The sequence below is a fragment of the Mycobacterium sp. ITM-2016-00317 genome (genome assembly GCF_002968295.1).
GTDB lineage: Bacteria > Actinomycetota > Actinomycetes > Mycobacteriales > Mycobacteriaceae > Mycobacterium.
In genome coordinates this window covers 5,160,546-5,185,322 of record NZ_CP134399.1, presented here as the reverse complement: position 1 = coordinate 5,185,322, position 24,777 = coordinate 5,160,546, and the positions used below count along the sequence as shown (strand labels likewise).

The window sequence follows — 24,777 nt, the reverse complement described above, 5'->3', positions numbered from 1 at the left end:
TGTCGGGAAACGGAATCCCGGTGCTCACCGGCTGTCGTCAACTGACCTTGTCGAAGGAGTTCGGTGATGTGCGGAATCATTGCGTGTCGGACGCATCAGCCGGCAGTGGACTACCTGAAGGTGGGCCTGCGCCGACTGGAGTATCGCGGATACGACTCGGTAGGCGTTGCACTACAGACCGCCGACGATGACGTGGTGCGCATGCGAACCGTGGGCAGGATCGATGATCTCGACCGCATGCTGAACCAGTGGACCGGAGCTCGGTTCAACGGAGTGGGGATCGGCCACACGCGCTGGGCGACCCATGGTTCGGTAACCCCAGACAACGCTCATCCACATGCGGATTGCACCGGCGAAGTCAGCGTCGTACACAACGGCATAATCGAGAACGCAGAGCTGTTGCGTGCTGAACTGACGTGCGGGGGGCACGTATTCGAGACCTCGGTGGACAGTGAGGTCCTCTGTCACCTCATCGAGGATGAACGACTCGTCGAAGACGATCTCGTTCGGGCCGTGCAGAAGGCGCTCGCGAGGGCCCAAGGGTCGTGGGCTCTAGCGGTACTGGAGAAGGCGTCGGGCCGAATCGCCGTCGCTGCGCACGGGTCTCCGCTGTTGGTGGCGCGCACCGCGCATGGCGACTTCGCGACCAGCGACATTGCAGCGGTCGCCGACTGGGCCGACGAGTACCGGATACTCGAAGACGGCGACATCGTGGAACTCCATTCCGACACGTGGCTCCGCTCCGGCGTTCCTATCACTGCACCCCCGGCGCACCAATGCCGCTGGCGCACTAGCGACGTGGAGTTGCACGACCACGCCGACTTCATGGCCAAGGAGATCGACGAGCAACCGGAGGTTGCATCTCGTCTGATCGAGAGGTTGAGACCGAATATCGCCGACGGCGGCATGTGGCGCCAACTCGGCATTCCACCGTTCGAACGACTCCGGGTGGTCGGATGCGGCACATCGCTCAACGCCGGGAACGTGATAGCCAATCTGGTTCGTTCACTCGGCGGTCTTCCGGTGACGACAATCGTGGCCAGCGAGGCGGGAGTCGAGGTTGGGGAGCCGGATCAATTGAGTCTGGCGATCAGTCAATCCGGCGAAACCGCCGACGTCCTCCGTGCGCTGGACACCCCGGCCGTGCGCGACGCTCGGCTCGTCGCGCTCACCAACAACACACACTCGACGCTGGCTCGGCTGTCAGACGCGGTGGTCGACTGTTCAGCGGGGCCCGAGATCGGGGTGGCTGCGACCAAGACCTTCATCTGCCAGGTAATTTCCGGTGCAGCACTGATGATCTCGGCGTTGGTCGCGATGAATCGGCTCTCGGTGAGGGCGGCGAACGTCCTCGCCGATGACCTTTGCCGGATACCAGACCAGCTGGTCGCCGCCGGCGCGGTCGCCCGGAAGGTGATACCTCCGGTCGCCGACGAGCTGGTATCAGCCGGGGGATTCATCTTCATCGCCCGTGGGTCCGGGGTTCCGTATGCGGCAGAGGGCGCTCTGAAGCTGAAGGAACTCACCTATAGGTGGGCCGAGCATTGCCCGGCGGGCGAACTCAAGCATGGACCGCTGGCCCTGGTCGGTCCCGGGACGCCGGTGATCGTGGTGGACAACGGTGACCCGAAGCTGCCCTGCAACGTCGCGGAGGTTGCGGCCCGTGGGGGGCGCGTCATCACCATCGGTGCAGCCGGAAGCTCGGTGCCGGTGATCGACGATCACGGCGCGCCGTGGGGACCCGTCGCGGCGACCGTACCGCTGCAGGTACTCGCCCGCACGCTGGCGCTTTCGCTGGGCCGGGACGTCGACAAACCACGGAATCTGGCCAAGTCGGTGACAGTCGAATGACCGCTTCGACGGACGCGGTCACCGACCACGAACTCCCCTTCGAAGCAGCCGATGTCGTCACCGACTTCCTTGCCGCGTCGCGGCGCTGGCCAGATCGTCCTGCGGTGATACACAACGGATGTGCCGCCACGTACCGCGACTGCGCCGAACGGGTACTCAGCATCGCAGCCCGTTGTGTCGCAGGGGATCTCGGCGACGCGAAAAGCACATCGGGACTTGTCGGGGTCCGTGTCTCGCACCATCCCGCCACGGTCACACATCTGTTGGGGATTCTGCAGGCAGGTGCCACGTACTGTCCTGTGGACGAGGCTCTTCCGCCTGGACGCCGGCAGGCCGTCACGGAGCTGCTCGGTGTGCCCACGCTGGTCACCGCAGCGGATTCGGCGCTCTGCGGGTTGCGCGACGGGGTGTCATCGATGCCGCGTGGGCGGGGCAGCGATGCCGCATATGTGCTGTGCACCTCCGGCTCCACCGGCACCCCGAAAGCGGTCGCGGTATCGCGGGAAGCCCTCGGCACCGCGGTTCGGGCATTGAGGAAGCTGTTCGCGCTGACTCCGGCCGACCGCGTGTTGCAGTTCTCCTCGCTCGGCTGGGACACGTGCCTGGAGGAGATCCTTCCTGCGCTCACTTCCGGCGCCGCAGTCGTGTTCGACGACCGGGCGCACAGTGGCTCATTCCCGGCCTTCCTGCGCATGCTCGCCGATGAGGCGGTCACGGTTGTCGACCTGCCGACTGCGTTCTGGCACGAACTCGTCCTGTTCCTCGACGAGGAAAAGGTGATGTTGCCGGACTCCGTTCGACTGGTGATCATCGGCGGCGAGCGCGTAGACCCCACCCGCCTGCATCAGTGGCGGGAGCTCGAGACCACGGACATCGTGCTTTTGAACACGTACGGCTGCACCGAAACAACGATGATCACACACGCGGTGCAACTCTTCGGACCCGGTACAGAATCGGAGCTCGCTTCCGATGCCGAGGCGCCGATCGGGCGGTCGCTACCGCACGTCCTTGAGCACGTCGCAGACAACGGTGAACTATTGATTTCCGGTCCCGCCCTGGCCAGCGGATACCTCGGCTCCCCCGACCTGACGGCCGCCGCCTTCCCGGACGCGGATCACGGTTCAGGACCGCAGAGATGGTTCTCTACCGGAGATCTGGTCGTGCGGGACAGCAAGGGCCTTCTCCGCTCCCGGGGCCGAGCCGATGAGCAGGTCAAGGTTCGGGGCGTGCGTGTGCACCCTGCCGAGGTCGAGATGCAGTTGAACTCCCATCCCGCGGTCTCAGGTGCGGTGGTGGTCGGCGAGCGACTGCTCGGCGGTACGGCGCTCACCGCGTATGTGGCGGCCCGGGGCGTCACAGCCGCAGACCTCAGGAGATACCTCGGTAACCGTCTCCCGTCGCAATTCGTGCCCAGCCGTTTCAGATTCGTACACGAGCTGGTCTACACGCCCAGCGGAAAAGTCGATCGCGCTGCAACGCGGCGTGCAGTAGTGGACAGCAACAAAGGAGCACGCTCATGAGCGCCGAACACATCGTGGGAATCTTCCGGCGGGTCCTCAACACCTCCGAGGTGGACGAGCACTCGGACTTCTTCGAACTCGGCGGTGACTCACTGTTGGCCACGAGAGTGCTCAGTGCGATGGCGAGGGACTTCGGGATCGAGCTGACCTACGACGACATCGTCGACTACCCGACTCCGGTCGGTCTCTTCGATCTGACCGTTGCTGTGGCGTCATGAGCCCTGACGGCATGCGTGTCATCGTGATCGGCGCCGGTCTGGCCGGATTGACCGCCGCAGTCGAACTGACCGCCGCGGGCGCCGATGTCGTCGTTCTCGAAGCACGTGACAGAGTCGGTGGCCGGATGCACGGAGTGCCGGTGGCCAGCGGGGTGATCGGTGACGGAGGCGCGGCGTACCTGGGCGTGCAGCACACCGAACTACTGAGCCTGATCGATCGGTACGGCCTGAACCTGGCCTCGACGGCGATGGCGGGACGGAGCACGTTCTTGATCGGCGACCAATGCACCACCACGCCGAGCCGGGTACCGCCGCTGAATGCGATAGCCCTGGGCGATCTCTTCGATAGGCTCGACGATCTCGTCACCCAGGTCCGCCCCGATGCGCCCTGGTTGACCCCCGGTGCCGAGCGACTCGACCAGCTGTCGGCGGCACGCTGGCTCGCCGAGGAGGTCAGACGGCCGGACGCCAAGACCTTCTTCCCACTGTTCATCGGTGAGATGATGGCCGCTGATCCGGCGCAGATCTCGGTGTTGCACATGGCTTTCTATCTGCGATCCGGTGGTGGAATCCGCTACCTCAATGCGTTCGAGGGCGGCGCCCAGCAGTGGCGGATCGACGGCGGTGCACATCTGCTGTGCGAGGCGCTCTCGACACAGCTGGGCGACCGCGTGCGGCTGCAACAACCAGTCCACACCATCGAGCAGGACGCCGACGGTGTTCTCGTGCGGTGCGTCTCCGAGAGCAACGGTCCGGGGGCGCAGTACCGGTCTGACCGGGTGGTCGTCGCGATCCCGCCGTTACTGGCGCAGCGCATTGAGTTCCGGCCCGGGTTGCCCGCCCCGCGCGCGACCGAGGTGACCGGTCGCGGTTGTGCGATCAAGGTGCAGCTCGGTTATCCAGGACCGCTGTGGCGGGATGGCGGGCTGTCGGGATGGTCGGTGAGCACCGATGGGCCTCTTCTGTCGACCGTCGACGATTCGCCGGACGACGGATCCGCCGGCGTTCTCACGGGTTTCGTCACCGGCGAGGCGGCGACGGCGTTCACGAAGTTGTCGGAGCCAGAGCAGCTGGCTGCCGCGGTGGCCCACGCACGCAGACTGTTTCCGGGTCTGCCGGCACCGACACAATGCACGGTGACCGACTGGCTGTCAGAGAAGTACAGCAGAGGCTGCTATGCCGCACTGTTCGGCCCCGGCGACTGGTTGAGGCTGGGCCCGCAACTGATCGCTCCGCACGGCCGCGTCCACTGGGCCGGCACCGAGACGAGCCTGGAGTTCTTCGGGCTGATGGAAGGCGCGATCAGGTCAGGTCAACGTGTCGCGACCGAGTTGGCAGGCATCGGCGATTCCCTGGCCGAACGAGGAAAGGCGCTCGCACGATGACAACACTGATCGAATCCGAGGACAGTGGCTTCGCCTCCGTCACCGAGCAACCGTATACCTACGTGCGCCGGTTGCTCACCGAACCGGATTGGCGACGGTACCCAGGCTGGTCCGGTGTGACCGAGAGTGAGTGGCGGGATCCGCAATGGCAGCGTGCGCATTCGGTCAAGAACATCACGCAGCTGCGCGCGGTTCTCGGCGATCTGATCGATGAGCGATTCTATGTCGACCTGGCAGCCGACCAGCAGCAGCGGGCCACGATGTCCATGCTGCTGCCCCCACAGATGATCAACACCATGGCGCCCGCCTGCGAGCCGGAGCGCGGGGGGTTGACCGACGCATTCTATGCGGACCCGATCCGGCGCTACATGCTGCCGGTGCTCAGCGACCGTCAGGCCGAATGGTGCTCACATCCCTATGCTGAACGTGATTCGCTGCATGAGAGCGACATGTGGGTGGTCGAGGGCTTGACTCATCGGTACCCGACCAAGGTGCTCGCCGAGATGCTCTCCACGTGCCCGCAGTACTGCGGACACTGCACGCGCATGGACCTGATCGGGAACTCCACCCCTACCGTCACAAAGGCGAGGCTCACCCTGCAGCCGGCCGACCGGCAGGACCGGATGCTGGAGTATCTGCGGGCCACTCCGACAGTGCGCGACGTCGTGGTATCCGGCGGTGATGTCGGCAATGTGCCTTGGCCTCGACTGGAATCCTTTGTGCTGCAACTGCTGGAGATCGACACCATCCGCGACATCCGGTTGGCGACCAAGGCCCTTGCCGCACTGCCGCAGCACTGGCTTCAGACGAGAGTCGTCGATGGCGTGCATCGCGTGGCGCGGCGGGCCGCGGAACGCGGGGTGAACCTGGCGTTGCACACCCACATCAACCACGTGCAGTCTGTGACCCCGCTCGTGGCGGCCGCCACCCGGGGGCTGCTCGATGCAGGTCTGCGCGACGTCCGGAACCAGGGCGTGTTGATGCGGGGCGTCAATGCCACCACCAGGGACCTGCTCGACCTGTGCTTCGCCCTGCAGGGAGAGGCGAACATCCTGCCGTACTACTTCTACATGTGTGACATGATCCCGAACGCCGAACACTGGCGGACTTCGCTGTCGCAAGCCCAACAGCTGCAGTTGTCGATCATGGGATACCTCCCCGGCTTCGCGACACCGCGTGTGGTCTGTGATGTTCCCTACGTGGGGAAGCGATGGGTGCATCAGGTGGTGCGCTACGACCAGAATCTCGGAATCTCCTACTGGAGCAAGAATTACCGTACAGGTCTGGAGGTTGCAGATCCCGATGCCCTGAACCGCGTGTACCCGTACTTCGATCCGATCGACAGTCTGCCGGCGCTTGGGCAGGCCTGGTGGCGCAAGAACGGGGACCGGCCCTGGGACGCAGCGGCTCTGGCCGAGGATGGCCCGGCAATGCCTGCCCCGGGCGGCGGCACCGTATGTGGAACCTACGGTGCCGCCGCGGGTGCGGTGCACCTGACACCGGTCGCCAACTCCGCGGGCAACTGAGGAAAGGGCGGACCGGGATGGACGTGGCCGACAGCAGGGTGGGTGACCACCGGAAGGCCGTCCGGGGTATCCGACCAGCGCCGATCACCGACGTCGATCTACCAGCGGTAGCGGACTTCCTGCGCACGGTGCACAACGGACGCATCCCGTGGTCGGACGCGTTGACGCAGGCGCCGTGGTCGGTGGACTCGCCCAACCACGGATTCATGCTTCGGGACGGCGAACGCGTCGTCGGCACGTTGTTGGCGCTCTATTCGCAGCGGCAGATCGCAGGTCGAACGGAGTGGTTCTGCAACTTGACCTCGTGGTGTGTGCTGCCTGAGTACCGCGCCCGCAGCATGTCGCTGCTCAACGCAGTGCTGGCGCAGGAGGGCTATCACTTCACCGTTCTATCGCCGGATGTGGGCCCGCGGGAAATATTGTCCTGGTTGAAGTTTCGTGTTCTGGACACCTCCGCGGCACTGGTGCCGAACCTGCCTTGGCCCACCTTGCCGGGCGGAACGCGGATCAGCGCCGACCCGGATGTCATCGAGCGAACCCTGACCGGGGTAGAGCTCGCGCTCTACCATGACCACGCCCGCGCCCTCGCGGCGTCTCACCTTGTGCTGAGCAACGGCAAGGAATCCTGCTATGTCATGTTCCGAAAGGATCGCTACAAGGGAGCGCAGGTACTGGCTGTCGTGCTTCACGTCAGTAATCCCTCGCTGTTCCAGCGGTCGCTGAAGGTTCTCACTCGTCATCTGCTGATTCATCACGGCGCGATCGCGACGATGGCCGAGCTGCGGATCACTGGGTGCAAGCCACTCCTGTCGATTGCGGTGAATCGCCGCCCCAAGATGTATTGCAGTACCGGCCTGCAAGCCGGTCAGATCGATTACCTCTACAGCGAGCTCGTTTGTGTGCCTTCCTGAGAAGCTGACCTCCAGACGTCCTCCTGGCTACACAGTTCGGCGTCGGCGTTCATTGGCGCACCCTTTCGTCACCGTGCGGTCGCCGGCCTGAAACTAGTTCTCCTGCAGGGCCGGAACCGGATCATTTCGTTGCTCGAACTAGTTCCTTCTCGCCCTGACTGAGCCGAATCGGCGCACGGTGCCGGGCTGATCCCCAAATGGTGACGTGCGCAGGGCCAAAAGGCGGTATGGCGCCGCTTGCGCGAGGGTGGTCGCGCCCCATCGGATCCAGTGCGTGAACCCAGGAACTACCCCTGGATTCAGCTAAAAATCGCTCTTGCGGTCCATGTACTGCCGACACGCGAGAGCAGATAGTGAATGAGTGGCTTACGGGTTAACTCCGCGACCGGATTCAGGTCCGCGGTGGAGCGGATCAATCTGCTGTACAGCACGATTCGAGGCCGTAGCCAGGATCTCAGACGATGAGTACGGGGGGAAGTAATGCGAGCACTGGTTACCGGGGCTGCGGGGTTCATCGGATCCACGGTGGTCGACCGACTACTCGAAGACGGCCACCAGGTCGTCGGAATCGACAACCTCAGTACCGGCTTCATGTCCAACCTCGAGCCGGGGTTCCGCTCCAACATTCTCGGCCGTCGGCAGTTCACCTTCGTGCAAGCTGACGTGCAGGCGCCAGAGCTCGCCGGAATCGTGACGGGCAGCAATCCGGATGTGATCTTTCATCTCGCTGCCCAGGTCGACGTCCGGGTATCGGTGACAGATCCGCAATTCGACGCCCGAAGCAACATACTGGGCACGATCAACGTGTGCGAAGCCGCGCGGCTCGCAGGCGTCCGCCGGATCGTATATGCCGCGTCCGGGGGCTCGCGTTACGGAGAACCGGCCGTACTGCCGGTGCCCGAAACCACTGAAGTAGGGCCATTGTCGCCATACGGGGTGGCGAAGCTGGCCGGTGAACTGTACTTGGGTGCCTACGCGCAGATGTATGGCATGACCCCGATCTGCCTCGGACTCTCGAATGTCTACGGCCCGCGTCAGAACCCGCACGGTGAAGCCGGCGTCGTCGCGATCTTCGGCAGCGCGATGGTCACGGGTCGGCCTGTAACCATCTACGGCGACGGCACGGCCACCCGCGACTACGTCTATGTCGACGACGTCGCGGAAGCGTTCGTTCTAGCCGGGCAGGCGCCGGCTGAGGTCACCGGCATGTACAACATCGGAACCGGATGCCAGACCACGGTGAACGAGGTTCATCGGCTGATTGCTGCGCATCTGGACGGATCACCGCCGCCGCTTCACGCTCCGTCGAGAACGGGTGAGTTGGAGGCGATCGCGCTCGATGCGACCAGGGCCGGGGTCGATCTCGGATGGCACGCGACCGTGGACATCGGCGAAGGCATAGGACGCACCATCGCCTGGCTGCGCGCGAACGTCAGCCCGGCTTCGGCCGAGCCCATTGGCGCTTAGGACCTGGGATGCCGACCGCGGTCCTGGCGGCAAGTTGTGAATTGGATGGGGGGGTTCCAAGATGGCCGTGATTTCTGATTCGGGCCTGGAGCGCGACGTACTTCGTCAGATCGCGCCGGGACGCGCGATTTCCGTCCCGCGGCTCGCCCGGCGGATACCCGGGGTGCTCACAATTATCCCGATTGTCTTCGACAGCCTGTCGATAGCCGCCGGTTACATGCTTGTCGGCATTGTGGATCCGGTGCCGGCCAGCGCCATCGTCGTGCTGTGCTTGCTGCTCGCCGGCACCTACCGTCGGCGGCTGACGTTGTCAGGCCTCGACATCGCGCCGGCCGTCGTGGTCGCCGCCAGTATGGGTGCCATTCTTTGCTCCACGGTCAACGGGATCACCGGGTTGCGGGACCTCGTCGCTCCGGTAGGTGCAGCCTGTGCCGCCGTCTTCACCGGGCGTGTGCTGGCGTGCTCCCTGACGCGACGTCTCCGTCGGCTCACAGCGCTGCGTAGTCGGGTGGTCGTGGTCGGCGCAGACCAGGTGGGTATCGCGTTGACGCAGCGCATCCTCGAGGAGCCCGAGTATGGACTTGAACCGGTTCTGGTGATCGACGACGAAGCGGTCCTCACCAATGTGCCGTCACAGGGAGTCCCGCTGCGTGCCGCGCAATCCACTACCGAATTGTTGCTGAGCGCTGAGCGAATCGACACTGTCGTGATCGCATTCCATCACCTTGACGAGGGCCAGATCGACTCGCTTCTAGCGTTGTTCGACCGCTTGGGTTGCGATGTCTTCGTGGTGCCGAGGATGTGGGACTCGTGTCCCGGCGGTGACTGTGACCGGGTGGGCGCAGTGCCCATCGTGCGAATTCATTCCCCGATGCACCGAAATCGGCTGCGGTACATCAAAGGTGCCAGCGACCGGTGCGTCGCCGCTGCGGCACTGTTGATGCTTGCGCCGGTACTGGCGGCGGTCGCGGTTGCCCAGAAAGCCCTGCATCCAGGGGAACCCGTGTTGTTCCGCCAGACAAGGGTTGGTCAGCACGGGCGGGAGTTCGAACTGATCAAGTTCCGTTCGATGACACCCGACAACGACCGGGAAGCGCAGACGACGTGGACGATCGACGGAGACTCGCGTATCGACGCTTTCGGACGCTTTCTTCGGGCCTCTTCGATCGACGAGCTGCCGCAGCTGTGGAACATCGTGCGGGGAGACATGGCTCTCATCGGCCCCCGCCCGGAGCGACCACACTTCGTTGCACAGTTCAGTGCTTCGATCCCGGGGTACCGGGCACGCCACCGGGTGCCGGTAGGCCTGACGGGGTGGGCTGCGGTCAGCGGCCTGTCCGGTGACACGTCGATCACCGAGCGCGTGCGGTACGACAACTTCTACATCACGCACTGGAGCCTCTGGTTCGACGTGAAGATCACGTTGCGCACCATGTGGACATTGGTCATCCGGTTCCGGCAAGGGCGATCTGAAGGCCGAGACGCCCGGACTGCCACGCGGATCCCCTGGCGCGTACGCATAATCCACCCGCGCGCCGCGACGGCCGGTCCACAGACGGGGACGGAGCCGCTATGTCAAGCCGGGTAGCTCTTGTCAGTGCTGTCGACCCCTATCCGATGGACGCCGGAAAGAAGGTCGTGCTGGCCGGAATCCTTGAGTACCTCATCGAACGAGTGGGTCGAGAGAACGTTCACTACGTGATGGTCGGCGGGGATACCAGGCCGGATTTCCCAGTCCGGCTGCATCCCGTCGCGAAACCCCACCCCCTGGCTGCCGTCGGCAGTGCGTTGGCAAGAACCGGAACGGGCCGCGCCAGCCTGCAGGAGTCCCTGCTCGGTACCGGCGCGGTGCGCAGGGACATCCATCGCACGCTCGATCTGCTCGCCCCCGCGACGGAGATATACGACACCGTACGGATGGCCCAGCATGCCCCGGAGGATGTCGCGACCAAGCAGATCTGCTACCTGGACGATCTCTTCTCGGAGAGGTACGGCTCGATGCTTTCGGCCGCGAAACGGTTCCCTGACGTCAACGTCCAGCCGCTGGGCAACTTCGCAGCCCACGTGCCGCAGGTGCTGCGGCCGTTGGCCGAACACCCGGTGGGCCAACAGGCACTGCTGCGGTTGGAACAGCGCCTGGTCCGGCGAAGTGAGGACCGAACAGCCGACCGCTTCGATACGACCCTGTTGATCAACGAGCAGGAGGCAGGCAGGCTACGGCAACGCTGTGGGACAGCGCCGGGCCGGATTCATGCCATTCCTCCTCTGCTGGCGCCGCGTCGCCCGCAGACGAAGAGGGAGTACCGGGGGGCACCGGACTTCGTTTTTCTGGGCCAGCTTTCGCTCCCGCACAACGATGACGGACTTCGTGACTTTCTCCGCCGGGTCTGGCCGTTGGTGCTGGCTGCTCGACCTGACGCCCGGCTGCGAGTAGTCGGGCGGCACCCGCTGCCCGCCCTCCGGGAGTCGATCGCGCAGACCTCGGGAAGCGTGACGCTCGAGGGCTTCGTCCCAGATCTGAGTGGGTTGTTCAATGGTTCTGCGGCGCTGATCAATCCGCTGCGATTCGGGTCGGGCGTGAAGCTCAAGATTATCGAGGCGCTGGGTGCCGGGGTGCCTGTGGTCTCGACAAGAGTTGGCGCGGATGGTGTCGAGACCGGGCCGGGAATGGGTGTGTTGGTCGGCGACGGCGACGCCGGATTGGCCGAGCTCCTTCTCTCGGTGACCGACACACGTTTCAACAGGCGTCTCTCCGCAGAAGCCGCGGAGCATTTCTCGATGCGCTATTCGCGTAGAGCGGTGTTCGACTGCTACGACGCCGCGTTCGGCTTCGCGCCCATTTCCCGGCAGCGGGACGTGCCGGCGGCACGAGTGATCGGGCATCAGCCCGTGGAACTGAGGCCGACACCGTGATGACGGAACGGACGGCTCGAATAGGCGTGTCTTTCTCCCATCGGACAGCGAATGGAAATTGCCATGAATAGAGCGTTTCGCATTCGCAATTGGCTGATCGTGGCGCTGTGCGCGATGCTGGGTCTGATCATGGGTGTCGTTGCAGCCAACGCCCTGACCGGTGGAGGGGAGCGGTATACCGCGCAGGCGACCTTGGCCATGCTGCCGGAAGATAACATTCCGCTGGAACAGGCCGCGGGGTTCTGGGAGGTCCTCAACCGAGGTCAAGCAACAGCGTCGGCGGCGGTGGTCCTTGAGGACAATCGTTGGCTGTATGCCGCCGCGGATGCGGCCGGGGTGCCCGTGTCCGGACTCAGTCTGTCAGCGGGCGCCATGCCCAATACCACGCTGATCACGGTCACTGTCGAGGCCGGATCTGCCCAGGTCGCCGAGGGCGTGCTGGAATCTGTGCTGACCGACGCAGTGGGAACCGCTGCGAAGGTCGCCTGCCCGTTCAGGCTCGAGACCGTCGTCCCGCCGAACGGCAGCGCCACCTCACTGGCTCCGAGTCGACTGCAGATGGTCGGCGCCCTCGGAATGGCGGGGTTCCTCGTCGGTGTCGGTGTGGCAATTCTCATCCTCCGTTCGCTGAGAGAACGTTCGGCACGTAAGCCCGGCGCAACAGTGCAGCCGGATAGTTCGGTGGGAGCACATCGGACCGGGACCAACGGAGCCCCGGTTTCGGCACACCATGCGCCTTCGATGGTCGAGATATCGCTGCAATGATCCTGCTTGATTCCGGTTCGACCAGATCACGCTCCGTGGCCTTCCTGTGCTGCGGGGCAGTCGGCTTGACGGTCCTGGCCGCAACGGTGCTGGGAGTGACGCCGGCACTGATGGCAGTCGGTATCCCCGTCGCTGCTGCAGCATTGGTCTATGCGATCTGCCGTCCGGCGGCAATGCTCGTGGCGATGATCGTGTTAGAGGTCACGAATATCGCCGAAATCCTCGCCGAACGAACTCCCGTTCCGATCAACACCGCGGTGTTGGCCGCGGGGCTCCTCACGGTGCTCGTCGCACTGCGCGACCCCGTGAAGCGGGGACGCCTCAACCGCGGCACCTTGGTGTGTGCCGGTCTGATGGCGTGCTATCTGGTTACGCAACTGTTGGCGATGCTCGGCAGTCAGAACGTCGGCGTGTCACGCACGGCATTCACCGACGCAGTGCTTGCCTGCCTTTTCCTGGTCGTGATACTGGTGCTGACCCAGCTCACCGGTAAGCCGTGGACAGTAGCCGCCGCCGTCGTCATACCGCTGGCGGTGCTGTCGGTGCTCTGCGTCGTTAGTTTCCTCGCGTCCGGTGGCGCCATGTCCTTCGGTGGCTTTGCGAACGTCACGGAGGCGTCCGGTCAGCTGGCGACGACGCCGAGGTTCGCGGGGCCGCTGGGTGATTCGAACTTCTGGGGCCGACAACTCATCCTGGCGGTTCCGTTGACCGGCGCATTGATCGTGAGGTCGTCCGGCTTCGGGCAACGGCGCGTCGCGCTGGCCTGGTCCGCCGCGATGCTTGCATTGCTTGCGGGCGTGTATCTGACGCAGTCGCGAGGCACGCTGATCGCCGCTGGGCTCGCAGTTGTCGTGTGGGTGTTGGCCAGCGGTCCGACCGCACGACGTCGCGGGCTGATGTGCCTGCCGTTGCTGGCGTTGATCGTGTTGGTACCGGGAATCGGCGATCGGATCGTGGCACTGGCAATCGATGTGAGGAACCCGGCGCAAGCTGTCGATCCGTCGGTGGTCGGCCGGGTGAATGCCCAGGAGGTTGCGTGGGCGATGTTTCAGGACAGGCCTGTTTTCGGTTTCGGGACCGGTCTGTTCGAGTTGTCGGTGCCGCGATACGCCGCGATCGTCGACACCGCCACTCGCAACCCCGCCGACGGACCGCACAATCTCTATGCACAGTTCGCCGCGGAGAGCGGCGTTGTCGGCTTGGTCGGTTGGATCGTGTTCGTCGGCGGTTGCATTGTGTACCTCGCCTTGCGGTTGACCCGAATGCCCTCGGATGCCGCCGGTAGCACGCGTTCGCTGGCCGCTGCGGTGCTCGCAGGTCTGATCGCCTGGTCCTTCGCAAGCGCGTTCCTTCACCTCGCCTATTTCCGTACCCTCGCGATCGTTCTCGCACTGGCGATCGCGGTCGTATCAGAAGCCGTGCCGTTGTCAGCCCAGCAAGGAGCGGAGGCGCGACGGAAATTGCCTCCGGAGGTATTGGCGACGATCTTCGGCGTCGCGGTGGGCGCCGTCATCCTGCTGCTGAGCACGAATAGCACGCACACCGCGAGTCAGAAGGTGACGCTGAAGCCGACTCGGCAGATCGGCTGGGACCTGGCTTACGCACTCGACATCAAGACCCGAGATCCGTTCCTGCCGACCTATGCGGCGATGATGTCGGCGGGTGTCGACAGAGTGACAGCGAAAGCGGATTCCGTCCGCGGAATCATCACTCTCACTGTCAATGACACCGATAACGATTCCGCGCGTACAGATCTCGGTAACGCTCTCGATGCGGCGAGGGTGCGACTGGAAGACATGGGTGCTGATTCCTGGTACACGGTCACGCCCGTGGGGACTCCGGCGATGCACGTCGGGGCAGTACGCTCCATCACCTCGTCCGTGACCGCAGTCGTGGTGGGCACCCTCGTGGCGGCCGGCATCCATCGTTGGTTGCGCCGCACCCCCACTCGGCGGATTCTGCCCGACGTAGCGGCGGTTTCAGGCGCGCTCCCCGAGGAGGTACGAGCATGAGATCCACATTTTTCCGGCGGAGGAACGGCGCGTGCCCAAGAGCGTTGGCCGGTGCCACGCTGGTGGCGCTCGTCTTTCTCTCGATGAGCCTGCCGGTCGACGGATCGGTTCCGGGGGCGAGAGCCTCCTACCAACCGTTCGCGCCGGGTAGCTCCTTCCGGGCCCCCGTGCCGGTCCGGGCGGCCGTCGATCCCAACAGCGACGCGATGGTAGCCAGTGCGTCCCGCACCGGTGGCGTAGCGGCGAACCTCGTGGACTTCGGCATTCCCATCTATCACGCAGACGCGTCCACGCCTCGTCATACCGTCGAGTGCACCGTAACAAGCTGGGGCCCCTGTGCGTTCGACGGTGTTGAGGTCCCGATCCCGGACGGCGCGCGACCGAACAGGGGATCAGACGGTGCGATGGTCGTCGTCGACGACACGACCCGTCAGACCTTCGAGTTCTGGCAGGCGCGGCGCGCAGGGGAGCAGTGGACGACGAGCACCGGCGCGGTCGGCAACCTCGACGGGTCGGGCTGGGGCAACGGCGCTACCGCTTCCGGTGCGTCACGACTGGGCGGCGTGATACAGGTCGCCGAGATCCAGGAGGGGGTGATCTCCCACGCGTTGGCGCTTCAGGCTTCCAACGTGTGCGCGAGGGTGTTCCGCGCACCCGCGATCACGACCGATGGGCACTCGTTGCGGTCCGACTGCCTTCCCGAGGGGGCCCGTTTACGGCTGGATCCCGCCGTCGACCTGAGCGCGCTCGCCCTCACGCCGGGCGAACGCACGGTGGCGCGTGCGATGCAGGTGTACGGAGGTTACATCGTGGATCAGGGTGGTGCGGCACTGAGCATGAGCTTTGAACTGGATCCAACCGCCGGGCACGGTTCGATCGGTTCTGCCTACGAGCGGGCGAGCTTCCGATGGGATTACGACGACATGCCAGGAGTGCCATGGGATCGTCTGCAAGTGCTCGCATGACAGAGCCGGAAGCAGCAGCGGCTCTGCCGATCCCGGCGCGGACAGATGCCGGCCGCGCGCGTGCTCTCTCTCCCACGCGGGTGCTGATGGTCCTGGATTCCTTCAGCTTCGGCGGTGCAGAGAACCTCATCGCCGAACTGGGCCGGCACGATCCGGCGCAACTCAGGATCTCGGTGGCGAGCCTGTCGCCGCGGGACGGTGACCGCGAAGCCATGTTCGGGCGGCTCAATACGGCCGGTCTGACACCCACCTATATGTCGGTCAGACGGCTGACCGATGTGCGAGGGTTTTTGAATCTCGTGCGCACACTGCGCCGTGCTCCGGTGGACGTGGTTCACGCCCACCTCGGTTACTCCGCAACGCTCGTCCCCCTGGCCGCGCGCCTGGCTGGCAAGCCGGTCGTCGCAACGCTGCACCTGTGCCCGCAGCCTGATTCGCCGTGGCGCGACCGTGTGAAAGACCGATTGTCGGTCCGAGTGCCCGCCCGACTCGGGCGACTGGTATTCGTCTCGCAGTACGCATTCGATGCCTACTCGCGACTTCATGGACCCGCCCGCGCATCCTGGAAAATGATCCCCAACGGGGTCGACCTCGACCGCTTCGCGGTTCGTCACCAACCTCGCAAAGACGGCAGGCCGGTCTGGGCCGTCGTCGCCGCCCTGCGCCCCGACAAGAACCATCTGGAGCTTCTCCGTGCATGGTCCGGTGTGGTCGCCGCACATCCGGGAGCGACGCTTCTGGTCGTCGGCGACGGCCCTGCACGCAGCGATATCGAAAATGCCGTCTCGGTAATGGGACTGGAAGGATCAGTGCAGCTTCTCGGGCGCCGGGAGGACATCCCGGAGATCCTGCGGAACGTTGACGGCGTGGTGTCGGCCTCCGTCGACGAGGCACTGCCCACGGCCCTCATCGAGGCCGGCGCCTGTGGCCTGCCCGTGGTCGCGGCCGATGCCGGCGGAACCCGCGAGATCGTCATCGACGACATCAACGGCCGGTTGGTGCCTTTACGCGACGTGCCCGCATTGACCGAGGCACTCCTGAGCGTGATCGGCGATCCGGTCCGGGCGTCTCGCTACGGGTCTGCGGGAAGAGCCCTTGTCGCGGAGCAGTATTCGCTCACTCGGTGGATCGGTCGGCTGGAGAGTCTCTATACGGAGGTGGGCAGTGCTCGTTCGTGATCCTCAGTCGACGGTGCCGGGACGGGGCGGTCAGCCCGACCGGCTGACGGTGGCTCACGTCATCCACTCCCTCGGGGCAGGTGGTGCCGAGTCAGTCCTTTGCGAGTTCACCGCCGCCGCGAAGACCGCGGCGTTGCGCCCGGTCGTCATCGGACTCTCCGACGCCCACTCCGGAACAACAGTGGACCACCGGACGGCGCTCCGGCTACGCGAGAGCGGCGCCACGGTCTACGAGATGCATGCGAGCCGCTATAGTCCCGGGATCGCTGTCGCGGTGGCCAGACTGCTTCGTGCAGAGGGGGTCGACGTCGTCCACACCCACCTCAAACATGCCGATGTCATCGGGGGAGCAGCGGCCAGATTGGCTCGGCTGCCGTCCGTTTCGACACTGCACGTGATCGACGTACCGACTTCCCGGGCGCACCGGGTCCGGCTCAAGGCCGCCGTCTTCGCGCGTCGGCGCCTGTCCAGTACGGTGATCGCGCTCTCCAACGAGCAACGCAGTTGGTACGTGAGGTGTGCCGGAGCCGACGCGCCCATCACGCTGTTGCCGAACGGCGTCGCCGAACCCGACGTGACGCAGTCGCGGTCGTCTGTGCGTGCGCAGCTCGACGTCGGTGAGGGTGAACTGCTTGCGCTGAGCGTGAGCCTCATGCGGCCGGAGAAGGGTCACCGCGACCTGCTCGAGGCCTTACGCCGGGTCCCCGCCGAACTTCCGCTGGTGGTCGCGATGGCCGGCGATGGCCCACTGCTGGGCGAGGTTCGAAGCATCGTCGACTCAGACCCGGCGCTGCAGAGGCGAGTCCGTGTGCTCGGCTACCGTAGCGACGTCGCCGATCTCCTCACCGCATGTGATTTCGTGGTTCAGCCGTCACGAGAGGACGCCCTGCCGACGGCGCTGATCTCGGCGCTCGCCGCGGCCCGGCCGATCGTGGCGACGAACGTCGGCGGAATTCCCGATATCGTGACACCTGGTTGTGGAATTCTGGTCGACGCCGGCAACCCTGCCGCGATCGCCGCCGGGATGGCAGAGATGGGACTTCTTCTCCAGACCGAGGGGCCTGCAGTCGAGGAGATGCGCCGAGACACACGGCGACACTATGAGGATCACTTCAGCGCGCACGGTTGGGTGCAGAAGCTGCGCCTCGTGTACGAGTCGGCGATGGGTGTCCGTCGGATGTCCGGGGTCGGGGACCCCGGACCGGAAGGGGGGCGATGAGGTGACCGAAACCATCGGAATCGCGGCGGATCTGCGTGCCGAGTCGGCGGTTTCGCGGCCGTCGCGACGTATCGCCGTTGTACAGTTGGCGCCGTCCGGCGGACTCTTCCAGTTCTCCCTCCAGTTGGGTGAGGCTCTAGCTCGGGGCGGGAATCAGGTCGAGCTGATCACCGGACCGTCACCGGAGCGGGGCTCACGGGAGCCAGGTTGCCACGTCAATACCGCATTGCCAACCTGGCATCCCACGGCGGGAGCTAACGCGCCGCAGTGGTGGCGAAGGATCCGCCGGGGTCTGCGTGCCATTCAGTACATCGGCGCTTGGTGCGTCCTGCTCGTCCAGCTCCTTCGGTCGCGGCCCGATGTCGTCATCTGGTCGGCATGGCAGTTCCCCGTCGACGGGTGGGGTGTGCACCTGGTCCGAAAGACGCTCCCACATAGTGTGCTGGCCATGCTGGCCCATGAACCGCGCGGCCGGGCCGGTCAACTAGGTGGCCAGAGGTGGGCTCTCGGCATTACCGCGCGAGCCCTCTGCCGGGCCTATGCGGACCTGGATGTGGCGTTCGTGCTCGGCGAGTCGACCAAGCGCGCTCTCATCGAGTCCTGGCCGGTCACCGCTCCCGTCCATGTGATTCCGCACGGCGACAGCGGTCTGGTCCTGTCCGGTTGCGAGATACCCGGTGCGGCCACCACCGCGCCGGTCGCCTTGTCGTTCGGCACCCTCACCGCCTACAAGGGCATCGACACTCTGTGCGAGGCATGGCCGCTGGTGCGGCAGGAGGTGCCCAATGCGAAGTTGATGATCGTAGGGGCTCTGGGTGCGGACATGGCTCGGTCCACTCTGACTGCGGCAGTCGAAGCGCTCGACGGGGTGGTTCTCCGTATCGGCTACGTGCCGTTGGAGGATGTCCCGGCATTGTTCGCGCGAGCACGATGCGTGGTGCTGCCGTACAAGCAGAGTTCGCAGTCGGGGGTCGCGCACTTGGCGCACACGTTGCGACGACCTGTCGTGGCGACGACTGTCGGGGACATCCCTGCCGTGATCGAGGACGGAACGTCCGGCCTACTGGTGCCTCCCGACCGACCCGACGCTCTGGCCGGTGCGCTCGTCGAACTCCTCACCGACAGTGCAGCCGCCGACCGCATGGGGGAAGCAGGTGCCGCCGCCCTTGCCGCCGCCGGGTCATGGGATGTCATCGCCGACCGGGTCGGTGCTGCTCTGGTTTCACAGGGAGCGGCGCAGGGGAGCCGACCATGCCGATGAAATCGGGTCCGGTCGCTGCCGCTCTACCGGATACGCGCGACGAGGAGGGGGTCCTCACCGGCTGGTCACGGCGAACACTGCTTCTGGACGCTGTGCTGGCGCTGTTGGGGGCTGTCGTGCTCTATCCGTGGGCGAGCCAGTTCCCCGGAGGACTGATTCGAGACGACGGGTACTTCTACGCCGAGATCTCCTACAACATCGCCGCACACGGTTCTTCCTCGTTCGACCTGATCAACCACACCGACGGCTACCACCAGCTGTGGGCGCTGATATTGGCGGCAACGAGCGTCTTGCTTCTACCGTTCACCGACGCGCTCGCAGTGCATCTCGTTGCCTACATGGCCGTCAATCTCTTCTTGATTTTTCTGACCATCCGGGCGCTGGTCCTGCAACGGATCGCCGCCATCGCGTTGTTCTCGCTGCTGCTGAGTTGCAGCCTCCTCATGGAGGGCCACCTTGTGCTGTTGCTCAGCGTGGTGGCACTGCGCGGGCTGGAATGCTCACGGGATCGAGCGCATCCGGCATTGCTCGTGGCGCTCCTGTGTCTGCCGTTCGCCCGGATCGACGCCACGATCGTGGGGATGTTCCTGATCGGCGCCGCCGCGATGACCGGCCGGCGACGCATCGCGGCAGCCATGACCGCAGCTCTCGCCGCGGGGATTGCATTCCACTTCACCTACCTCCGTGTCGTCCACGGATCCTTCTTCACGGTTTCGAGTGAGCTCAAGGCAGGCGGAAGCGCAGGGCCGCTCGAACAGGTGCTGATGAATGTCCAGCACGGCGCAGGCTCGGCCGGGTTACCGATACCGGTCGGCCCCAACTTCGCCGTCTTCCTGATCCTGGCTGCGATGTGCGCGTTGCTCTGGCTGATGACACCCGCTCTGCGCGCACGCAAAGAACTGGCGGCGCTGTGTCTGGCCGTGGTGGTGTTCACTGCAGCCCACACCGTGCTCAACACGCTTCGGCCCTGGTACTTCACGCTGTCCTACGGGATTCTGGGCTACGCCGTGCTCTACGGAATCGCCAACCTTCCTGTCGCGTGGCGCCGCCCGATGAGCGCACTGGTCGCGGCGGTGATGGTCCTACCCACCGCGATGCTCGGCTATCTCGGCATCCAGTACCGAGACGAGGCGCGAGATGTCCGTGCCTTCGTCCGCATCGTGGAGGCAGAAGTCCCTGACGGTGCACCGATTTTCATGTCCGACGGAAGCGGCTTTGTCGGGTGGTCTACCACGCGCCCCATCGTCAACGGTGACGGGTTGGTCAACTCGCACGAGTACGCACGGCGCCTGGCCGCCAACAGTCTCGACGGCTATCTGACCGAGGCCGGGATCCGCTATTTCATCACCAATACACTGGCCGCCGATGCGCCGGTGTTGATCGATACCGCCGGGATGGTCATCCTTCGTGAGGACGCCCGGCTACTGGCGGAAAAGCCCGGCGGCTATCGCTATCACTTCACCCAACTGCAACTCTGGGTGCTCCGGGACGGCGACTGAGGTCGGCTGCCCGCGACTGGTGGAACTAGACTCAGATCTAGACAAATTCGGACCGAACGATTCATGTACGTAGGACGCGCTCGCACCGATAGTGAACTTGTGCTGATCGCGCAAACCATAGACGCCCTGACAGCGTTCACGACGAAGAGTCCCGGGAAGTCCGGTCCGATCTCTCCTTCGCTCTGCACCGAGATGCCGGGTTGAGAGGCTTTGGATGTCAGCGGCACACGTGTCGAGTGACGGCTCGCAATGTCCGCCAGTTCGTTCCGGCCGGCAGGCGCCGCCCGGCGGCGCCGCCATCACAGTCGGAGGGCGGCCTGCACAGCGAACGGCGGTGGCGAACTATGAGGTCACCGTGGCGTGCAACGAACGGGAGCTGCAGCAGCACCTCGATGCATGGGATGATCTGGCTGCGAATGCCGCGGAGCCCAACGCGTATTACGAGCCGTGGGCGCTGCTGCCGGCACTGCGCCATCTCGGCGACGGTCACGATATCCGAGTTCTGGTCGTGTACCTGACCAGCGCCCCCCGGCACCCTGCCCCGCTCCTGTGCGGACTGATGCCTGTGCGGCGCCATCGACCGATGCCGAGCGTGCCGTTCGCGGTCCTGGAGCCTTGGCTGCATCCGTACTGCTTCTTCGGCACACCCCTGCTTCGACGCGGACACGAGATTGAGACGCTCGACGCGATCTTCTCCTGGGCGCAGCGGGACCCGTTCGGCGCACCTGCTATTCGGTTCACCGAGGTATCCGGCGAAGGTCCGTTCGCACGGGCTCTGGCAGAGGTCTGTCGCCGCGGCGACAGGGTGACACACGTCCTCGGGGAGTACTCGCGTGCATTGATCGCACCAGCGGGGGACGCCGAGGCGTACGTGCGCAGATCCCTGGGGGCCGGCAGGCCAAGGACTACCGCAGGAGGAAACGCAGGCTCACAGAACTCGGTGAGGTCGAGCAGCGCGTTCTCGCCGACGGCGAAGAAGTCGGCCCATGGGCGGAGATGTTCCTAGCGCTGGAACGTAAGGGGTGGAAAGGGCGCCTGGGTACCGCGATGGACTGCGCACCACCCGACGCTGCCTTCTTCCGGGAGATGTGCCAGGGCGCGCATGCGGCGGGCAGGTTGATGATGTTGGCGATCTTTCTCGATGGTCAACCGCTGGCCATGCAGTGCAATCTCCGCTCCGGAAACGGGTCCTTCGCGTTCAAGGTGGCCTATGACGAGGACTATGCGTCGCACTCGCCGGGCTGGCTGTTGGAGTTGTACAACATCGAGCTGCTGCACGGCGACCGGGGTATCGAGTGGATGGATTCGTGTGCCAGTCACGACAACCCGATCAACAGGGTATGGAAGGAGCGACGATTCATCACCAACCGATGGATCTCCACGGGGCGCGCGCCGGGTGACCTACTGGTCGCGTTGATGCCACTCGTCAGCTGGCTGCGAAGGAAGACTCGCAGGCGCGCCACCTCCGGCGGGTGTAGATGACCGCGGAGCACAACGAAGCCGCGGCCACGCGAGCGTCAGCGGAACAGATCGGCCCGCTCGCGGGTGTAGTGCGGCGCGGTGTTCTCATATCGGGCATCACCATGGTTGTCACGCAGCTTATTTCGGTGGTGTCTCTGATCTGGATCGCTCGATTGCTGTCGCCGACCGAGGTTGGTATCTACACGGCCGGTACCGTCCTCACCGCCTTCCTGACGTCCTGCACGGAGGGCGGTCTCCGGCTGGCCCTCGTGCAACGGGAACACGACGTCGATGATGCGGCGGACACCGTCTTCTGGGCGACTGCGGCCGCCGGAGTCCTGGGCAGCCTCGTCGCTTTGTGCGCCGCACCCGTGCTTGGTCTTGCTTTCGGCAGCGATCTCGTTGCAGCGGTCGCGGTTTCCACGTCCGGACTGCTGCTGCTGGAAGCGCTGACGAATGTACCGGACGGTCTCATGCAGCGCCGCTTCAACTTCCTCCGCAAGCTGGTGGTGGACCCGTCGCGCGCACTGGCCTACGCGGCGGTGACCATCGCGCTCGCGACCGCAGGTTTCGGGGTCTGGTCCATGGTTCTCGGGCAGTACGCTGCGGTGGTCGTGTGGGTCATCGGTTCATGGTCGCTGGGCCGCTGGCGGCCGGGCCGTGGGCGACCGTCCATCCGCTTGTGGCGCGAACTCGCCAGATTCGCTTACCCCCTCGCCATTGCCAACATCGTCGTCTACGTCCGCGAGTCGGCGCAGGTCGTCATCATGGGCCGTGTGTTGGGCGAGCGTGCGCTGGGAAACTACCGGTACGGGTCGCGAATCGGCATGCTCGCCGGCAACGCGGTCTTCGAAATCGGTTCCTACGTCCTGTTTCCGGCCTTTTCGCGCTTCTCCGGCGACGCCGGGCGGTTCCGAGCGGGATTCCTGCGGGCACTGCGGTGGATCTGGTTCGCCGCGGCACCGGTCGCGGCCGTGATCGTGGCGTTGGGGGAACCAGCGGTGGTGGTGGTACTGGGTGAGCCCTGGCGCGACGCCGGGCTGCTCTTGGTCGTCCTGTCCGGGGCAGGCCTCGGCTTGGCCCTACAGGCAGTCGCGAACGAGGCGATCAAGGCTGCCGGCCGATCGGCCTTGTTCCACTGGACCTCGGCGACCGAACTCGTTCTCGGCATCGGACTGGTAGTCGCGTTCCTGCCCTTCGGGCTGGTCGGCGTAGGACTGGCGATCTCGGTGACCGAGATCGCCAGCGGGATCCTGCTGCTGGGGCTGGCCAAGCCGATCGTCGGCTATCAGGCGGGGACGCTGGTGCGTCTGCTCTATCCGCCGGCGGTAGCGGGTGCCGCCGGGGCGGCGACGGTGCTCGGATTGACTGCGACGTTCGGATCACCGGCCACGCTGCCCACACTGGCAGCGATCGGCGCACTGGCCGTACTGTGTCTGATCCTGCTGGTGGTCTACCTCGCGGTCATCGCGACCCTGGACCGGACGATGTTCAGGGCCTTCGCCGTCAGGTTGGCGCGATGAACACCACTACAAACGTCTCCTTCGCGGTCGAGCCGGTCGGCGCGCTCGATGATCTCGGCCGCGAGTGGTCGCTGCTTGCGAAGTCGGCACAGCCGTCGTTCTTCCTGACCTGGGCGTGGATCGGCACCATGCTGCAAACGCTTCCGCCGACTGTGCGCCCGCTACTGCTGCGCGGGACATCGGACGGCCGGACGGTGGCGCTCGGCATTCTCAGTGATCGGGACGCTCGACGGCACACGGTCGTCCGTGCGCGCCAGTGGACACTGAACGCCACCGGCGACCCCGACAGCGATCGCGTGTACATCGAGCACAACGGTTTATTGGCCGAACCCGCCGTCGGGTGGAGCGGGCTCATGAAGGCTTTCGCGTCGGCCGCTGAGGTGGACGAGCTGATCCTCCCCGGCGTCGCGGATCCCCCCGCAGCAGCGGCACTCGACAGTGCAGGAATGCTCCACAGCACCGAGTCGATCCCGTCATTCGCTGTCGGACTCAGTGATCTTGCATCGAGTCGCGGGGACATTGCGGCAATACTGAGTAGCAACGCGCGATCGCAGCTACGCAGGGCGATGCGTCGGCTCGAGCCACTCAGCCTCGAGGTTGCCGCAGACACCGACGAGGCACACGACTACTTCAGTACGTTGAAGGATCTCCACATCCCGTGGTTCGTTCGGCGTGGCAAGGTGCACGCTTTTGTCGACCCTTGCTTCGAGCGCTTCCACCGGCGACTGATCGAGCGGTCATTCGCCGATGAGGGAGTCGAACTGTTGCAGGTGCGCAGCGGCGAGCGGATCCTCGGCGTGCTGTACAACTTTCGCAGCGATGCTCGCGTGTATGCCTACCAGAGCGGCTTCGTCGAGCCCGAAGACAAGGAACGGCCCGGAGTGATCGCCCACGCGCTCGCCATCAGGCGGGCATGGGAGCAGGGAGCCGAGGTCTACGACTTCATGGCAGGTGAGAACCGGTTGAAGACGAGCTTCTCCAACCGTACTGAATCTCTGAGCTGGACGACGATCCAGAAGCCGCGGCTGCGTTTCCGCGCCGAAAGCGTTGCCCGGCGCCTCAGGAATCGCTATCGCGGCGCGAGCTCAGACTTGCCGGAATGA

19 protein-coding genes are annotated in these 24,777 nt (G+C 65.1%); all 19 read left to right on the top strand.

Annotated elements, in window-relative coordinates; genetic code table 11:
- The first annotated feature begins 66 nt into the window (after nt 1-66).
- The 19 genes from glmS (at nt 67) to C6A87_RS24720 (ending at nt 24,777) form a co-directional block, all read left to right on the top strand.
- Nucleotides 67-1,851 (top strand): glutamine--fructose-6-phosphate transaminase (isomerizing), encoded by a 1,785-nt coding sequence (glmS, locus tag C6A87_RS24810; protein WP_311114672.1) that lies wholly within the window; start codon nt 67-69, stop codon nt 1,849-1,851.
- The gene (locus C6A87_RS24805; RefSeq protein WP_311118070.1) at nt 1,848-3,371 is read left to right on the top strand and encodes an AMP-binding protein; all 1,524 of its coding nucleotides are present in this window, start codon (nt 1,848-1,850) and stop codon (nt 3,369-3,371) included. The genes glmS and C6A87_RS24805 overlap by 4 nt, the downstream gene beginning before the upstream one ends.
- Nucleotides 3,368-3,589, top strand: coding sequence for an acyl carrier protein (locus C6A87_RS24800; protein ID WP_311114671.1), 222 nt, complete (start codon nt 3,368-3,370; stop codon nt 3,587-3,589). Before C6A87_RS24805 ends, C6A87_RS24800 begins: the two co-directional genes overlap by 4 nt.
- Nucleotides 3,586-4,974, top strand: coding sequence for an FAD-dependent oxidoreductase (locus C6A87_RS24795; protein WP_311114670.1), 1,389 nt, complete (start codon nt 3,586-3,588; stop codon nt 4,972-4,974). Before C6A87_RS24800 ends, C6A87_RS24795 begins: the two co-directional genes overlap by 4 nt.
- Complete coding sequence (locus tag C6A87_RS24790; protein WP_311114669.1) at nt 4,971-6,500, top strand: lysine 2,3-aminomutase; 1,530 nt, start codon at nt 4,971-4,973, stop codon at nt 6,498-6,500. The genes C6A87_RS24795 and C6A87_RS24790 overlap by 4 nt, the downstream gene beginning before the upstream one ends.
- A 17-nt stretch (nt 6,501-6,517) precedes the next feature.
- Nucleotides 6,518-7,411: a hypothetical protein gene (locus C6A87_RS24785; RefSeq protein WP_311114668.1), complete on the top strand. Its 894-nt coding sequence runs from the start codon at nt 6,518-6,520 to the stop codon at nt 7,409-7,411.
- 480 nt (nt 7,412-7,891) lie between these two features.
- Complete coding sequence (locus tag C6A87_RS24780; RefSeq protein WP_311114667.1) at nt 7,892-8,878, top strand: NAD-dependent epimerase/dehydratase family protein; 987 nt, start codon at nt 7,892-7,894, stop codon at nt 8,876-8,878.
- A gap of 61 nt (nt 8,879-8,939) precedes the next feature.
- Nucleotides 8,940-10,466, top strand: coding sequence for an exopolysaccharide biosynthesis polyprenyl glycosylphosphotransferase (locus C6A87_RS24775; protein WP_311114666.1), 1,527 nt, complete (start codon nt 8,940-8,942; stop codon nt 10,464-10,466).
- A 29-nt stretch (nt 10,467-10,495) separates the two neighbouring features.
- Nucleotides 10,496-11,791: a glycosyltransferase family 4 protein gene (locus C6A87_RS24770; protein ID WP_311114665.1), complete on the top strand. Its 1,296-nt coding sequence runs from the start codon at nt 10,496-10,498 to the stop codon at nt 11,789-11,791.
- Nucleotides 11,792-11,842: 51 nt separating this feature from the next.
- The gene (locus C6A87_RS24765) at nt 11,843-12,556 is read left to right on the top strand and encodes a hypothetical protein (RefSeq protein WP_311114664.1); all 714 of its coding nucleotides are present in this window, start codon (nt 11,843-11,845) and stop codon (nt 12,554-12,556) included.
- Between the two features lie 65 nt (nt 12,557-12,621).
- On the top strand, nt 12,622-14,568 hold the full coding sequence (locus C6A87_RS24760) for an O-antigen ligase family protein (RefSeq protein ID WP_311114663.1): 1,947 nt from the start codon (nt 12,622-12,624) through the stop codon (nt 14,566-14,568).
- A 44-nt stretch (nt 14,569-14,612) separates the two neighbouring features.
- Nucleotides 14,613-15,533, top strand: coding sequence for a hypothetical protein (locus tag C6A87_RS24755; RefSeq protein ID WP_311114662.1), 921 nt, complete (start codon nt 14,613-14,615; stop codon nt 15,531-15,533).
- Entirely contained in the window at nt 15,530-16,711 is a 1,182-nt protein-coding gene (locus C6A87_RS24750) for a glycosyltransferase (protein ID WP_311114661.1), read from the top strand. Before C6A87_RS24755 ends, C6A87_RS24750 begins: the two co-directional genes overlap by 4 nt.
- Nucleotides 16,698-17,930, top strand: a complete 1,233-nt coding sequence (locus tag C6A87_RS24745; protein ID WP_311114660.1) for a glycosyltransferase — start codon at nt 16,698-16,700, stop codon at nt 17,928-17,930. Before C6A87_RS24750 ends, C6A87_RS24745 begins: the two co-directional genes overlap by 14 nt.
- Nucleotides 17,812-19,191 carry a glycosyltransferase family 4 protein gene (locus C6A87_RS24740; protein WP_311114659.1) on the top strand — a complete coding sequence of 460 codons (1,380 nt, stop codon included), beginning with the start codon at nt 17,812-17,814 and terminating at the stop codon, nt 19,189-19,191. The genes C6A87_RS24745 and C6A87_RS24740 overlap by 119 nt, the downstream gene beginning before the upstream one ends.
- Nucleotides 19,182-20,690, top strand: a complete 1,509-nt coding sequence (locus C6A87_RS24735; RefSeq protein ID WP_311114658.1) for a hypothetical protein — start codon at nt 19,182-19,184, stop codon at nt 20,688-20,690. The genes C6A87_RS24740 and C6A87_RS24735 overlap by 10 nt, the downstream gene beginning before the upstream one ends.
- Nucleotides 20,691-21,386: 696 nt before the next feature.
- Nucleotides 21,387-22,172, top strand: coding sequence for a GNAT family N-acetyltransferase (locus C6A87_RS24730; RefSeq protein WP_311118069.1), 786 nt, complete (start codon nt 21,387-21,389; stop codon nt 22,170-22,172).
- On the top strand, nt 22,169-23,674 hold the full coding sequence (locus tag C6A87_RS24725) for an oligosaccharide flippase family protein (protein ID WP_311114657.1): 1,506 nt from the start codon (nt 22,169-22,171) through the stop codon (nt 23,672-23,674). Before C6A87_RS24730 ends, C6A87_RS24725 begins: the two co-directional genes overlap by 4 nt.
- Nucleotides 23,671-24,777, top strand: a complete 1,107-nt coding sequence (locus C6A87_RS24720; protein WP_311114656.1) for a GNAT family N-acetyltransferase — start codon at nt 23,671-23,673, stop codon at nt 24,775-24,777. Before C6A87_RS24725 ends, C6A87_RS24720 begins: the two co-directional genes overlap by 4 nt.